Here is a 14008-nt window from a genome sequence, read left to right as displayed (position 1 = left end):
CAGCACCGCCATTAAAAGATAACTAAGGCGCAGACAAGATTGGAAGACCATGGAGTATGTAGCATCATTAGCATTTGCTAAAGAGAAGGACCAACAGGATACCTTAAATAAATTCAGAGCACAGTTTTATTTTCCACAACGTAACGGGAAGGATGCTATTTATTTATGTGGCAACTCACTGGGATTACAGCCAAAGAACGTGAAAGCGGCGATAGAGCAGGAGTTGGCGGATTGGCAACAATGCGCAGTAGAAGGGTATTGGGCGGCTAAGAATCCATGGTTATATTATCAGCAGTATTGCAGTAAGCCTTTAACGGCGATATTGGGTGCGAGTCAGCAGGAGCTGACGGTGATGAATACGCTGACGGTGAATCTGCATTTAATGATGCTTAGTTTTTACCGGCCAAACAAACAGCGGTTTAAAGTGTTAATGGAAGCAGGGGCTTTTCCGAGCGACCAGTACGCAGTTGAAACCCAGGTTAAGTTCCATGGTTACGATCCGGAAAGTGCAATCATAGAAGTTTCCCCGCGACCCGGAGAACATTTGATAAGATTAGAAGATATTTTAGAGATTATTAACACAGAAAGTGATAGCTTAGCATTGGTTTTGTTTGGAGGTATAAATTATTATACCGGACAGTTTTTTGATATACCCGCTATAACGGCAGCTGCGCATAAGGCCGGCGCTTATGCAGGTTTCGACCTGGCACACGTAGCAGGAAATATACCGGTAGAATTGCACAATTGGGAAGTAGATTTTGCCGTTTGGTGCTCATATAAGTACCTGAATGGTGGACCCGGCGCAGTAGGAGGCGCATTTGTACATGAGAAACACGCCAGCGACCGTAATTTTCTTAGACTGGGCGGCTGGTGGGGCAATGAAGAGAGTGCACGTTTTAAAATGGAAAAAGGGTTTGTGCCTAAAAAAGAAGCTGAAGGATGGCAACAGAGCACCGCTCAGGTGTTTAACATGGTTAGCCTGAAAGCATCCCTGGAATTATTTGAAGCGGCCGGTATCGGCGCTTTACGTAGCAAAAGTGAAGGAATGACCAATTATCTTGAATTTCTTTTGCAACAGTTAAAAGGCATAAATTTCCAGATTATAACACCGAAAAATTGTAATGAACGTGGCGCTCAGTTATCTTTGTTGTTCCTAGACAAAGGTAAAGAGATACATCAACGGATGACCGATGCCGGTATAATCGTTGACTGGAGAGAGCCCGGAGTTATCAGGGTATCACCGGCACCCTTATATAACTCCTATCAGGACGTATTTCATTTTTATGAAATCATAGCTAATATTGCTTCAAACGCTTAATTAAGTAAGATGACTTTTGAGAGAAACGAACGCCCCCGCAGGCCTTATTCTTCTGATACCAACAAAGAGAATGATCCCAATAAGGAGAAAGGCGATGACAAACCCAATTTAAATAACGAGCGGGAAGGCGGCAAACCCGACTACAACAGTGGTGGCTCAGAAGGGCGCACTGGTTACAATCGAGAAGGCGGATATCGTCCGCGCACAGACTACAATCGTGATGGCGGCACAGGTGGCGGCTACAACCGTGAAGGCGGTAGTGGTGGTTACAACCGTGATGGCGGTAGTGGTGGTGGCTACAACCGGGATGGTGGTGGTGGCAATTACAACCGTGATGGCGCAGGTGGCGGCTACAACGGTGGTGGTGGATACGATCGCGGCGGAAGCGGCGGTGGTGGCTACAACCGCGGTGGTGGTGGTTACAGCGGCGGCAGTGGCGGCGGTGGATACGATCGCGGCGGCGGTGGCGGAGGCTACAACCGTGGTGGTGGTGGCTACGGCGGCGGTAGTGGCGGTGGTGGATACGATCGCGGCGGAAGCGGCGGTGGTGGATACGACCGTGGCGGCAGTGGCGGCGGTGGTTATAATCGCGGCGGCAGCGGCGGTGGTGGATACGATCGCGGCGGAAGCGGCGGTGGTGGATACGATCGTGGCGGCGGCGGTGGTGGTTACAATCGCGGCGGTGGCGGCGGTGGTTACGATCGTGGCGGTGGCGGCGGTGGTTACAATCGCGGCGGTGGCGGCGGTGGTTACGATCGCGGCGGCGGTGGCGGTGGATACAATCGCGGCGGTGGCGGCGGTGGTGGATACCGTGGCGGCGGCGCTCCAAGACAAGGTGGAAGACCTCAGCGCTTCGAACCAAAACCAGATAATAAAATATACTTTATCGCACTCCTGCCAACTGCAGAAGTAGGTAAAGAAATTATAAAGATCAAACAGGAATTTGCAGAACAATACGGTCCTATGTACGCACTGAAAGTGCTGCCGCATATTACCCTGCAGGTACCTTTCACTGCTGATCCGGCATTGGAAAAAGCTTTCTGTGATGAACTGACGGAATTTGCCAAAACTCAGGCTCCTTTCGAAGTTTCCCTGAAAGGCTTCGGTACTTTCCCGAATAAACAGAACCGTGTACTGTTCATCAACGTGGAAAAAAGTGAAACCATGTCTGCTATGCACCGTCAGCTGATCAACTTCCTGCGTAAGGAATTTGGATTCAGCACCATGCTGGCACGTACAGGATTTACGCCTCACGTTACCGTGGCTTTTAAAGACCTGGAAGATGATCAGTTCAACAAAGCATGGCCCGAATATGAAAACAAGGACTACGAGGCTACTTTTAAAGTAAACAACCTCTACTTCCTCCGTCACAACGGTAAATCATGGGAAGTGCTGCAGAAATGCAAATTAGGTGGCGCCTGATAAATGCACCATCTTTAAAATAATAAAAGGCCCCCGCAAGTGCAGGGGCCTTTTCATTTTAAACACAGACAGTATAACAGTGTAGGTTAAACGAAGTTTATATCATTACTGCTTCACTATCTTACCGGAACCCTTTACCTCCGCTACTACCTTCGCTTCACCGGTATAAAATATATTTCCGCTGCCATAGATCCTGGCATCCAGGTTCTTCCTTACATACACGCGATGCTCACCGGAACCACGGATGGTAATACTGGCATGCTGCACTTCCAGGTTCATGGCGGCGATATTGCCGCTGCCGTTAATATCGCTGTTCAGTGAGCCCGCAAATCCACGCAGGTTAATATTGCCCGAACCGTTGATAGTTGTGTTAAGCGTAGCGGCATCCAGTATAAGTGCGGCATTGGCGCTGCCATTGAGTTCATACTTAAATAAGGAAGTATGTATGGTATCCTGATTATCTAAGGATCCCGAACCATCGAATTTTACCCGCTGAAAGAGAGGATTGTGTACATATATTTTCATGGGCTGATGATGCCGGATGTTAACCTGGTTTTTTACCCGGATAAATAAGGTATTGCTCCGCATTCCTGTTTCTATCACTCCCATAATATTATCTTCTGCTTTTATTTCCACCTTGGCGTTGTTTTCCTGTAACAGGTGTACCTCAAATGGTCCTGATATTTCCACATCTGTGAAAGGGCCTGTGGTACGGACTTCCGTTACTACGTTGCCGGAGCCGGAAATGTTTTCTTTGGTACAGCCGGATAAGATAATACTAAAGATGGCAATCATCAGCAGCAACCATCCAATACTCAAACTTGTATACGTTATAATAAACTGCTTTTTCATAAACATCATTTTAAAAAAGGGGTACTTTAAGAAATGACGTTTAGAGAAAGGCTTACCCCTATGAGGGAAGAAAAGATAATATTTTCCGGGAGAAGGTATAAATGAAAGAAGCCGGCCGTACAGACGTACGGAACCGGCTTTTTGATTAACCCCTATGAAAACAAACTATTGCTCTTGTTTAATGTGCTAATTTAATTTCTCCTAAATCAGTGGATTTTCCATCATCCACTTTAACATCTGTAACAGTTGCAGGCTTATATGGCGCTTTCGCTCCTATTATAACGGTATATGCACCAGCTTTCGCATGCTGAAAATTAAATGCGCCATCTGTAACAGGCGATGTCAACGTATCTGTTCCCTGAATGGCCCAGGCTTCGGTAGCTCCTTCAGCCGGTGTTACTTTACCTGCTATGGTTCCACCATCAACGCCCTTAAAGGCGAAGGCCCCAAACGCTACAGCTGCAAGTGCTAACATGCTTACTTTTATCTTCTTCATAGCTTACAATTTTAAACGGTTTACCAATAAAGGTTACATGGTAAGTAAAGGTGTTAGCATTTTTTTTACTACTGTTTTAAGATGTAAAAGAACTTGTTGTTATAACCCCGATTTTGCAATTACGATGCCATAATATTTTGGAGAGATGCCATTTAACATATCTTTTGGAAGACATTAACAAAAACAATGGCCGGTATATTTAAAAAGAAAAGGCCGCCACAGCGAATGTGGCGGCCTTTTTAATGTGCTTATAGCTGTAACTTATCTTCTGTTTAATTTGCTCATGAGGCGCAGTATTTCCAGGTATAACCATACCAGGGTTACCATCAAACCAAACGAAGCATACCACTCAAAATATTTGGGTGCACCCTGCAGCGCACCTTGTTCAATCATATCAAAATCCATGATCAGGTTCAGGGCTGCAATAGCTACCACCACCAGGGAAAATATAATACCGAAAGTACCACTGCTGTGAATCAGCGGCATTTCAATGTTAAACATGCGCAGTACAATGGCAATCAGGTAAAAGATACCGATACCCAGCGTAGCAGTCATCACAATGGATTTAAAACGCTCAGTTGCCCGGATCACCCCTGTGCGATAGAGGATCAGCATGGCAATGAAAGTACCAAAGGTTAAACCGACTGATTGCATTACAATGCCCGGCCATTTGGCCTCAAACATAGCGGAAATAGCTCCGAGAAATAAACCTTCTGCTATAGCATATGCGGGGGCGAGGTAAGCCGACCATTCTTTTTTGAAGATAATCACCAGTGCCAGTATAAATCCACCGATGGCGCCACCAAAGGCCAATGGCATTACCATGCCGCTATTCCTGTAAAATTCTCCCCATGAAAAAATCGCTGCCGCCATTAACATCAGGAGCATAAAAGACATTTTGTTAACGGTGCCACGGATGGTCATGGACTCCCCTGCGATGTGAGGCGCTTTATCAAATATACTTTGCTTCAGTACAGGGTTGTTCGATTCAAAGAGTGCCATAAAGTATAGTTTAATTTTATGGGTTAAAAATACGATTTGATTTGATATCAGCCGTAGTTATACTGCTGAAAACGCGCAAAATTAGCATTTCTATAACCATAACTTCCCGTTATCAGCCATAACTATAAGTAATGGGAATGCTTTATTCAGGTAAGAATAGTCTACTAAAGTTGTGTACTTTTGTGATCGGATCGGGAATAATATTGCAGGGCAGTGGGTTCCTACCTCCCGATTACCTAAATTTACATCTTTAAAAAGAATATCTTAAAAAGAATAAATAGATGCCTAATACTTCGATTCAACAGCTGGAGGATGTAGTGATAAAATTTGCAGGCGACAGTGGAGACGGGATGCAGTTAACAGGTACCCAGTTTTCAAACAACACCGCATTATTCGGTAATGACCTGAGCACGTTCCCGGATTTTCCGGCAGAAATCCGTGCCCCAATAGGTACGTTACCCGGCGTGAGCGGTTTCCAGCTACACTTTTCTTCTAACAGAATATTCACCCCGGGTGATGCCTGTGATGTGCTGGTAGTGATGAACGCGGCAGCACTGAAGGCCAACCTGAAAGGACTTAAAAAAGGCGGCATTATCCTCGCCAATACAGATGGTTTTGATGCTAAGAACCTTCGCCTGGCCAATTACCCGGAAGGCGTAAACCCGCTGGAAGATGGTTCCCTGGCGCCATACCAGCTGCATACCATGGATGTAACCAAAATGACGCGCGAAGCGCTGAAGGATACTACCCTGGGTATGAAAGAGAAAGATCGCGCCAAAAATATGTTTGTGCTGGGATTCCTGTACTGGCTGTACGACCGTAACATGGAAAATACAGAAGTGTTCCTGAAAGAGAAATTCGGCAAAAAACCGGAAATCCTGGACAGTAACCTGAAAGTACTGCATGCCGGCTACAACTTCGCCGATACCGTAGAAGCCTTTACCACCCGCTATCGTGTGGAAAAGGCCCGGATGGAACCAGGTACCTACCGCAGCATTACCGGTAACACAGCCCTGGCTTACGGCCTGGTGGCAGCATCGCAGAAGGCAAACCTGCCCCTGTTCCTCGGTACCTACCCGATCACACCGGCTTCCGATATCCTGCATGAACTGAGCCGCTTCAAGAATTTTGGTATCCGTACTTTCCAGGCGGAAGACGAAATTGCCGGTATCACCTCCGCCATCGGTGCGTCCTATGGCGGTCATATGGGCGTAACCACTACTTCCGGCCCCGGTATGGCGCTGAAAGGTGAAGCCATGGGACTGGCAGTAATGCTGGAAATACCTTTGATAATCGTTGATATTCAACGCGGTGGCCCCTCTACCGGGTTGCCTACCAAAACGGAACAGTCCGACCTGTTACAGGCCTATTATGGCCGTAACGGAGAGTGCCCGATGCCGATTGTTTCTGCATCCACTCCGGCAGATTGTTTTGACGCGGTATTTGAAGCGTTCCGTATCTCTGTAAAACATATGACCCCGGTTATTTTCCTCAGTGATGGCTATATCGCCAATGGTTCTGAACCCTGGCGCTTCCCTAAAGCCGCTGACCTGCCCGCCATTGAAGTAAAATTCAAGAAAGGCCTGGAAGAAGGAGAGGAACAATTCCTGCCATATCACCGTGATGAAAACCTGGTGCGCCCCTGGGCAGTACCCGGCACGCCCGGCCTGGAACACCGTATTGGTGGCCTGGAAAAACAGAACATCACCGGTAACGTAAGCTACGATCCGGAAAATCACCAGCTGATGGTGAAGATCCGCCAGGAAAAGGTAGATAAGATCGCAGATCATATTCCATTACAGCAAATAGAACTCGGTCCGGAAAAGGGCAAGGTCCTCGTATTGGGCTGGGGCTCCACCTATGGCGCCATTAAAAGTGCCGTGCTGGACCTACTGGCAGAAGGACACGAAGTAGCGCATGCACATATCCGCTATATCCGTCCGTTCCCCAAAAACCTGGGCGAAATACTGCACAGCTATGATAAAGTGCTGATTCCTGAAATCAATAACGGCCAGCTGATCAAAATTATCCGTGATCAGTTCCTTATTGACGCACAAGGCTATCATAAAATTATGGGCGTACCTATTACCAAAGGTGAACTGATTACCAAAATCAGGGAAATGCTGGCATAAACTACGGCTACATATTATTTTAAAGTACACAATAAAAAATCCTGTCCGTCGTGACAGGATTTTTTGTATTTTCCTTGATGGGGGGAACACTTACAGCTACTACTTCCCCCGGAATATATTGTTAGTTTAAGTCAACTATTATGAATAGTCTTTTTAGGATTTTGTTTATCACCTTCACAGTAGCTGTATTGTTTTTGCAGGTAAATGCGCAAACCAATACTTTCGAAGTGCGTATTGCCAATCACGCAGTAGGGACTATTGAGGCTAACCGCAAGCTCGCCGGAAGCGCTAAAAGCATCATTATAAAAACACGGATCCAGATCATGCTGTCGAAGATCAACAGCGACATTGCAAATGAATACAATAACAATGTACTCACCAATGCAAAGGTTTCGCGTGTATCCGGTAAATCGGGAGAAGATAAACAGACAATTATCCGTCGTAACGGTAAAGAATATACGATAATAGTGAACGGAGAAAAATCCGTCATAGATACGGAAATAGAGGAGTGTGTTGCCGATCTTTATTTTATTGAACCCCGGCAGCTGAACCGTGTATTCTCTGAAACACTGGGCCGCTTCCTGCCCGTGAAACCCCTGGGTGGAGGTGTGTATGAGCTGATACTACCGGAAGGGAAAAAGAACATATTCAAATATGAAAACGGGATCTTAAAGCAGGTAGAGGTAAATCATGCACTGGGTAAAGCCCTGTTTGTAAAAATAAGCTAACGGCGGGGATGTGATTATCCTGATAGCCTACCAGGACAATCACATCTATCATAAAAATTACAATACCTGTTCAATGATCTGCCCGCTCACTTTATCTTTCAGGATCAGTTTCTTAGCCCCGAAATGTGTCATTTCTTCTTTTACGAGATAATACTGATCGTTATATTCTGTTAAGGTTTTTGCTTTGGTAAGCCCTTCCTGTCCACGCCAGATTTCCAGTTGCACCGGTTCCCACTGCTTGGTGGCAGCGCTTTTATAGGCCGCATCGAGGATAGCGTTTACCACGTAGCCGTCGTAAAACGTTTCATTGGCTTCCTTACCGGCTTCCATGGCATCAAACATATTGGTGAACATGTGATTATAGCCCAGTTCATTCAGCTCATCGCCTACGGGAAACAACCAGCCGGAATTACTTTCGGCTTTCTCTGCTACGTAGTCGGCGCCTTTGCCGGTGGTAAACATATCAAAGCCGGTACGCAGGAAGCTGTTGAGCCAGATGGTTCCTTCTGTGCCCATTACTTCATCGCGCAGATCGAGGCCACCGCGGAAAGTCCAGCTTACTTCAAATTGTCCGATAGCGCCGTTCTCATATTTGACGAGACCAATAGCATGGTCTTCCGCATCAATCGGTTTTACCTGCGTATCTGCCCAGCACATCACTTCTACCGGCTTAATATCCTTCCCGATAAAGTTGCGGCCAATTTCCACGCAGTGGCAACCCAGGTCCAGGATGCAGCCGCCGCCGGCCTGTTCTTTATCCCAGAACCATTCGCTGTGGGGGCCAGGATGCGTTTCCCTGGACTTGGCCCAGAGGATCCTTCCCAGCGCACCCTCTTTCACGCTTTGCAGCGCTTTCAGGAATTTGGGAGTGTACACCAGGTCTTCCAGGTAACCATGGAAGATGCCCGCTTTTTCTACTGCTTCCAGCATGCGCTTCGCTTCTGCTGCATTACGTCCCAGCGGTTTGGTGCAGATCACGGCTTTTTTGTGTTTGCAACAAAGGTTAACCGCTGTTTCATGCAGGTTATTGGGAAGAGATACACAAACTACGTCTACTTCCGGACGGGCAATGGCAGCTTCCATTTCCGTGGTCTGAAAAGCAACATCGTAATCTGTGGCGAATTTTTGCGCGCTTTCTTCCCGGCGAGAGTACACACTTACAATTTTATCGCGGCTACGCTGTCCCTGCAGGGAATCGGCATAGAACCGCGCAATAAAACCTGAACCAAGCATTGCTATTTTTGCCATAATAATCGTTTTGCCGATGATTAATGTTTAACAACCGTATTCTTATTACTATCTCTGAAAAACAACATAAACAGTACTAATACTACCGCAGCAATACCCGCGGGGATCAGCCAGATGGTATGCCAGTTGTGGCTGTTGGCGCCTGTTTTATATGCGTCTACAATCGGGCCGGAGATGATAAAACCAATTAACATTCCTACGCCATAGGTAGCCAGTGTTACAAAGCCTTGTGCGGAGCTTTTGAATTCTTCACCAGCAATTTTATCGGTGTAGATCTGCCCGGTTACAAAGAAGAAATCGTAACAGATACCATGTAAGATGATACCTACGATCAGCATCCAGTAGTTGGCGTCAATGTCGCCGAAAGAGAACAATGCGTAGCGTACCACCCAGGCGAGCATACCTAATGCCAACATCTTTTTTACGCCTAACCTGGCGAAGAACAGCGGCATTACCAGCATGAACAGGAATTCCGACATCTGACCCATGGATTGCTTGCCGGCGGCAGCGTTCATGCCTATTTCGTTCAGGAATGGATTGGTGAAGTTATAATAAAACGCCAGCGGAATACAGATGGCAATAGAGGCGAGGAAGAACAGCAGGTAGGAGCGGTTTTTCAGCATCCGGATGGCATCCAGGCCGAGGATTTCTTTTACAGAGATCTGTGTGCCTTTTTTTGCCGGCGGGGTTTTAGGCAGCGTGAAGCTGAACAATCCCAACAGGAGGGAGGCGCCTGCGGCCATTTTAAAGGTAAGGTCGAGCGAATTGGTTTTTTCCCACTGCAGCCACCCGATGAGTAAGCCCGCGATGATCCAGCCCACGGTGCCGAATACACGAATAAAAGAAAACTCTTTACTGGGATCACTCATCTGCCGGAAGGAGATGGAATTAACCAACGCCAGGGTAGGCATGTAAAGGATCATATAAATGAGCAACACCGGGTAGAAGCTGTCGTAGCTGGTCATGCCCGAGCAGGTCCATAACAGCGCCGCGCCGGCGAGGTGTATCACCCCGAGGATGACTTGTGCAGAAATAAACCGGTCGGCAATAATACCCACAATAAAAGGCGCTATTACTGCACCGATGGACTGCGTAAGAAAGGCATAGCCTACCTGGGTATCGGTGGCGCCCTGCAGATTTTTTAATACGAATGTGCCCAATGTCACAAACCATGCGCCCCAGATAAAAAATTCCAGGAACATCATAAATGATAGTTGTACCCTAACAGCTGATCTCATAGCGACTAATGCTTTATTGATTGAATCTTGATGAACCGCTTAAGATAATAAAATTTCATAATTGCCGCATGAAATTATTGATGGATAACAGAAACTTCTGCGGTTCACAAAGTACTGTTCCTGATCTTTTTACCGGGCATTACCGTAATGCCGGAGCCGGCAGCGAGTAAAGCACTTGTGGGTGTTTGTTGCAGCATGTTTTCAAATGCGGCGCCGTATAATAGCCTGGTACTGCAATGATAATCAAATCCGGTGACCGGGTGAATGTCCCATTGCGGATGCGTTACCTGGTATTCACCGGTGGTTTGGCGATCAAGGCGGGTATAGCCCCAGTAATGGTCTGTAATAAATTGTTCTTCACTGCCGGCAATGACCGGCTGACTCGCCTGCATGGCGGTAGCCGACAAATGATTCCATTCGTTTTTTACTTTCCAGCGGTAGGCTACTTTCAGGGTGCCCTCATCGGGATTTTCCCAGGAGTGGGTCATAATATGGGTGGCATACTTCTCCCCGTACAGGGTATTGGCTACAAAGGTGATGAGTGCTTTGGGCACCAGTTCCTTTACAAACACAACTCCACGTTTCCATTCACCGGCCTGTTTGTATCGTACGTAGAAGCGGAGGTTTACTTCTTCAAAAGTGCGGTGACCGGGAAAAGAAAATCCTTTCACCCGCGTGTCCTGGAAGAGAAAGCCAACGAGGCTTATGTAGGTGGTATTATTCCAGGTGTCCAGTTCTGTATGAGCCGGTACATATGCCTTGAGTACGGCGGGATCTGCTTCAAAGTTAATCATCAGCAGGTTTCTCCAGTCGGCGGTGAGGAATGGACGCATATCAGCTGGCCTTTACAAGTTTTGCGTAATATTTACAGGCGGGCCTTAGTCCGCATTCGCCGCACTTCGGGCTCCGGGCTACGCAGATATAGCGGCCATGCAAAATGAGCCAGTGATGGGCGATGTGTACTTTTTCTTTCGGAATATTTTTCAGCAGCTGCAGTTCAGTTTGCAGCGGTGTTTTGGCGTTGGTGGTGAGTCCTATCCTGGCAGACACCCTGAATACGTGGGTGTCTACGGCCATGTTGGGTTGCTGGTGTACTACGGAGGTGATTACATTGGCTGTTTTACGGCCTACGCCGGGCAGTTTTATCAGTTCCGGTACGGTAGCGGGTATTTCACCGTTAAAGTCTTCCACCACCATTTGAGCCATCCCGATAAGGTGTTTGGTTTTATTATTGGGATAGCTGATGCTCCGGATGAGGGGAAACAGGTCGTTGAAGGTGGCAGTGCTGAGGGCATATACGTCCGGATACTGCGCAAAGATAGCAGGGGTGGTCATGTTCACCCTTTTATCGGTGCACTGTGCAGACAGGATAACGGCTACCAGCAGTTGGTATGGATTGTCGTAGATGAGTTCCGTTTCGGCATTGGGAGCATGTTCCTCAAAGTATTTGAGAACAAATGCATAACGCTCTTTTTGAGTCATGCCATAAAGATAGGAAAAATGAAAAAAGTATGGTCGCTGTTACTGTTCTTCCGCTTTTTGTTTATTGGCGGCGTAGTCGAAAATCAGCTGGAGGGTGGCTACTCTTGGCGAATAACGTACGGTGTTCAGGGCTGCTTTGGTGTTGTCAAAGCTGGCTTGCTCTTCCCGGGTTAAAGAAAGATCCTCCTGGTGATGTTTTATATCGCTTTTGGTAACAAGACACAGGGTTGAAAGTACAGAAAGTGTAAAATTACTCATGCATTATTATTTTAATACTAATAATAGGTTCTCTTTTATAACGGATTTTGCCCGGAATCTATTGTTAATTTAAGATAAATTTTTAAGATGCACAAGGGGAAAGGAAGCGGAGTTATTGGGTGGGGGCAGGGGTGATAATGAACAGGTCTTCATTATCTTTTTTCATATAATATTTTTCGCGGGCAAATTTTTCCAGTTTTTCGGGGCTGGAAAGCAATTCCTGTTGTTCTTCGCGGGTTTGTTTGATTTGCTGGATAAAGAATTCCTTCTGGTTTTCGAGTTTGTTTACCTCCGACTGGAACTGGTATTGGTACATGAGGTTGGTTTTGTCCAGGAAGGCGATCCAGATTACAAAGGCAGCAAAAGCTATGAAGAACTTATTCTTCAGGACCTTTGGCACTTTTATAAATTTTAATCCGGACATACAGCAATTTACAAATCATTTTTGGATTTCAGATATCCGGCGGTGAGGTTGCCGGATATCCGAGATCCAAAAGTTTTTCCCGAAGGATTATTTTTTAACACTGATAGAGTTGGTAGGATAGATCGCTACTTCGCCCAGTGCTTCTTCGATACGGAGTAACTGGTTGTATTTCGCCATACGGTCGGTACGGGAAGCGGAACCGGTTTTGATCTGACCGCAGTTCAGTGCTACAGCGAGATCAGCGATGGTAGTATCTTCTGTTTCGCCGGAACGGTGGCTCATGATGGAAGTGTAACCGGCTTTGTGCGCCATGTTCACTGCATCGATGGTTTCTGTTACGGTACCGATCTGGTTTACTTTTACGAGGATGCTGTTGGCGATACCTTTATCGATACCTTCTTTCAGGCGGAGTACGTTGGTTACGAACAAGTCGTCGCCTACCAGCTGTACGCGGTTGCCTACTGATTCGGTCAGTTTTTTCCAGCCATCCCAGTCGTCTTCTGCCATACCATCTTCGATGGAAACGATCGGATATTTATTTACCCACTCCGTCCAGTAAGCAACCATTTCGTCGCTGCTGATTACTTTCTGGGAGCTTTTGTAGAATTTGTAGCTCTTGGTAGCATCGTCATACATTTCGCTGCTGGCGGCATCCAGGGCAATAGCTACCTGGGTACCTGGCTCGTAGCCGGCTGCTTTGATGGCTTCCAGTACAGTTTCGATAGCTTCTTCGTTGCTCTGGATTTCAGGAGCAAAGCCGCCTTCATCACCTACGTTGGTGCTGTATCCTTTCTTTTTCAGTACGGATTTCAGGTGGTGGAAAATTTCCACGCCCCAGCGCAGGCCTTCAGAGAAAGAAGGAGCGCCTACCGGTACGATCATGAATTCCTGGAAGTCGATTTTATTATCCGCATGCGCACCACCATTGATGATGTTCATTAAAGGAATAGGGAGGGTGAAAGCGTTTACACCGCCGAGGTAGCGGTACAGTGGCTGGTTGCTTTCTTCAGCAGCAGCTTTGGCTACGGCCATGCTCACTGCCAGGGTAGCGTTAGCACCGAGTTTAGCTTTATTAGGAGTACCATCCAATTGAATCAGCATCTTATCAATACCGGCCTGGTCCGTTACTTCCCAGCCAATCAGTTCTTCAGCGATGATATCGTTTACATTGCTTACAGCCTGCAATACGCCTTTGCCCATGTAAACAGCCTTATCATTATCACGCAGTTCTACTGCTTCGTGTTTACCGGTAGAAGCACCGGATGGAACTGCTGCGCGGCCAAAATGTCCGTCTTCTGTGGTTACATCAACCTCAATTGTAGGATTACCACGGCTGTCGAGGATCTGCCTGGCATGGATTTCTGAAATGATACTCATAATTCGAAAAGTTATTATTGTTAGCTATTTA

14 protein-coding genes are annotated in these 14008 nt (G+C 46.8%); 4 read left to right on the top strand and 10 right to left on the bottom strand.

Annotated features, from left to right (window positions below; translation table 11 throughout):
- Nucleotides 1–49: 49 nt before the first annotated feature.
- Both kynU and AB6805_RS05670 read left to right on the top strand, forming a co-directional pair.
- On the top strand, nucleotides 50–1318 hold the full coding sequence (kynU, locus tag AB6805_RS05675) for a kynureninase (RefSeq protein WP_370908484.1): 1269 nt from the start codon (nucleotides 50–52) through the stop codon (nucleotides 1316–1318).
- A gap of 9 nt (nucleotides 1319–1327) precedes the next feature.
- Nucleotides 1328–2740, top strand: coding sequence for a 2'-5' RNA ligase family protein (locus AB6805_RS05670; protein ID WP_370908483.1), 1413 nt, complete (start codon nucleotides 1328–1330; stop codon nucleotides 2738–2740).
- 105 nt (nucleotides 2741–2845) lie between these two features.
- Here AB6805_RS05670 and AB6805_RS05665 read toward each other — a convergent pair whose 3' ends face one another.
- From AB6805_RS05665 to AB6805_RS05655, 3 genes are all read right to left on the bottom strand, one after another.
- A complete protein-coding gene (locus AB6805_RS05665) occupies nucleotides 2846–3592 on the bottom strand; it encodes a head GIN domain-containing protein (protein WP_370908482.1) in 747 nt (248 codons plus the stop codon).
- Nucleotides 3593–3770: 178 nt separating this feature from the next.
- Complete coding sequence (locus AB6805_RS05660) at nucleotides 3771–4088, bottom strand: carboxypeptidase-like regulatory domain-containing protein (protein WP_370908481.1); 318 nt, start codon at nucleotides 4086–4088, stop codon at nucleotides 3771–3773.
- A 261-nt stretch (nucleotides 4089–4349) separates the two neighbouring features.
- The gene (locus tag AB6805_RS05655) at nucleotides 4350–5090 is read right to left on the bottom strand and encodes a Bax inhibitor-1/YccA family protein (protein ID WP_370908480.1); all 741 of its coding nucleotides are present in this window, start codon (nucleotides 5088–5090) and stop codon (nucleotides 4350–4352) included.
- A 281-nt stretch (nucleotides 5091–5371) separates the two neighbouring features.
- Here AB6805_RS05655 and AB6805_RS05650 point away from each other — a divergent pair, with 281 nt between their 5' ends.
- Together AB6805_RS05650 and AB6805_RS05645 are read left to right on the top strand one after the other, a co-directional pair.
- Nucleotides 5372–7222, top strand: a complete 1851-nt coding sequence (locus AB6805_RS05650; RefSeq protein ID WP_370908479.1) for a 2-oxoacid:acceptor oxidoreductase subunit alpha — start codon at nucleotides 5372–5374, stop codon at nucleotides 7220–7222.
- A 140-nt stretch (nucleotides 7223–7362) separates the two neighbouring features.
- A complete protein-coding gene (locus AB6805_RS05645; protein WP_370908478.1) occupies nucleotides 7363–7950 on the top strand; it encodes a DUF6134 family protein in 588 nt (195 codons plus the stop codon).
- 57 nt (nucleotides 7951–8007) lie between these two features.
- Here AB6805_RS05645 and AB6805_RS05640 read toward each other — a convergent pair whose 3' ends face one another.
- The 7 genes from AB6805_RS05640 to eno form a co-directional block, all read right to left on the bottom strand.
- The gene (locus AB6805_RS05640; protein ID WP_370908477.1) at nucleotides 8008–9198 is read right to left on the bottom strand and encodes a Gfo/Idh/MocA family protein; all 1191 of its coding nucleotides are present in this window, start codon (nucleotides 9196–9198) and stop codon (nucleotides 8008–8010) included.
- 20 nt (nucleotides 9199–9218) lie between these two features.
- Complete coding sequence (locus AB6805_RS05635; protein WP_370908476.1) at nucleotides 9219–10436, bottom strand: nucleoside permease; 1218 nt, start codon at nucleotides 10434–10436, stop codon at nucleotides 9219–9221.
- Between the two features lie 104 nt (nucleotides 10437–10540).
- Entirely contained in the window at nucleotides 10541–11269 is a 729-nt protein-coding gene (locus AB6805_RS05630) for a YqjF family protein (RefSeq protein WP_370908475.1), read from the bottom strand.
- Between the two features lies 1 nt (nucleotide 11270).
- On the bottom strand, nucleotides 11271–11918 hold the full coding sequence (gene nth, locus AB6805_RS05625) for an endonuclease III (RefSeq protein WP_370908474.1): 648 nt from the start codon (nucleotides 11916–11918) through the stop codon (nucleotides 11271–11273).
- Nucleotides 11919–11957: 39 nt separating this feature from the next.
- Entirely contained in the window at nucleotides 11958–12176 is a 219-nt protein-coding gene (locus tag AB6805_RS05620) for a hypothetical protein (protein ID WP_370908473.1), read from the bottom strand.
- A gap of 112 nt (nucleotides 12177–12288) precedes the next feature.
- On the bottom strand, nucleotides 12289–12600 hold the full coding sequence (locus tag AB6805_RS05615; RefSeq protein ID WP_370908472.1) for a septum formation initiator family protein: 312 nt from the start codon (nucleotides 12598–12600) through the stop codon (nucleotides 12289–12291).
- A gap of 87 nt (nucleotides 12601–12687) precedes the next feature.
- Nucleotides 12688–13977: a phosphopyruvate hydratase gene (gene eno, locus AB6805_RS05610; protein ID WP_079471070.1), complete on the bottom strand. Its 1290-nt coding sequence runs from the start codon at nucleotides 13975–13977 to the stop codon at nucleotides 12688–12690.
- Between the last annotated feature and the right edge of the window lie 31 nt (nucleotides 13978–14008).

The sequence above is a fragment of the Chitinophaga sp. RCC_12 genome, assembly GCF_041360695.1.
In the GTDB taxonomy this organism is placed as follows: Bacteria; Bacteroidota; Bacteroidia; order Chitinophagales; family Chitinophagaceae; genus Chitinophaga.
Note: the sequence above shows the minus strand (reverse complement) of the source record. Positions and strands in the feature narration are given on the sequence as shown.

Coding starts and splice junctions, on each gene's coding strand:
- kynU (WP_370908484.1), top strand. CDS start 50: ATGGAGTATGTAGCATCATTAGCATTTGCTAAAGAGAAGGACCAACAG.
- AB6805_RS05670 (WP_370908483.1), top strand. CDS start 1,328: ATGACTTTTGAGAGAAACGAACGCCCCCGCAGGCCTTATTCTTCTGAT.
- AB6805_RS05665 (WP_370908482.1), bottom strand. CDS start 3,592: ATGAAAAAGCAGTTTATTATAACGTATACAAGTTTGAGTATTGGATGG.
- AB6805_RS05660 (WP_370908481.1), bottom strand. CDS start 4,088: ATGAAGAAGATAAAAGTAAGCATGTTAGCACTTGCAGCTGTAGCGTTT.
- AB6805_RS05655 (WP_370908480.1), bottom strand. CDS start 5,090: ATGGCACTCTTTGAATCGAACAACCCTGTACTGAAGCAAAGTATATTT.
- AB6805_RS05650 (WP_370908479.1), top strand. CDS start 5,372: ATGCCTAATACTTCGATTCAACAGCTGGAGGATGTAGTGATAAAATTT.
- AB6805_RS05645 (WP_370908478.1), top strand. CDS start 7,363: ATGAATAGTCTTTTTAGGATTTTGTTTATCACCTTCACAGTAGCTGTA.
- AB6805_RS05640 (WP_370908477.1), bottom strand. CDS start 9,198: ATGGCAAAAATAGCAATGCTTGGTTCAGGTTTTATTGCGCGGTTCTAT.
- AB6805_RS05635 (WP_370908476.1), bottom strand. CDS start 10,436: ATGAGATCAGCTGTTAGGGTACAACTATCATTTATGATGTTCCTGGAA.
- AB6805_RS05630 (WP_370908475.1), bottom strand. CDS start 11,269: ATGCGTCCATTCCTCACCGCCGACTGGAGAAACCTGCTGATGATTAAC.
- nth (WP_370908474.1), bottom strand. CDS start 11,918: ATGACTCAAAAAGAGCGTTATGCATTTGTTCTCAAATACTTTGAGGAA.
- AB6805_RS05620 (WP_370908473.1), bottom strand. CDS start 12,176: ATGAGTAATTTTACACTTTCTGTACTTTCAACCCTGTGTCTTGTTACC.
- AB6805_RS05615 (WP_370908472.1), bottom strand. CDS start 12,600: ATGTCCGGATTAAAATTTATAAAAGTGCCAAAGGTCCTGAAGAATAAG.
- eno (WP_079471070.1), bottom strand. CDS start 13,977: ATGAGTATCATTTCAGAAATCCATGCCAGGCAGATCCTCGACAGCCGT.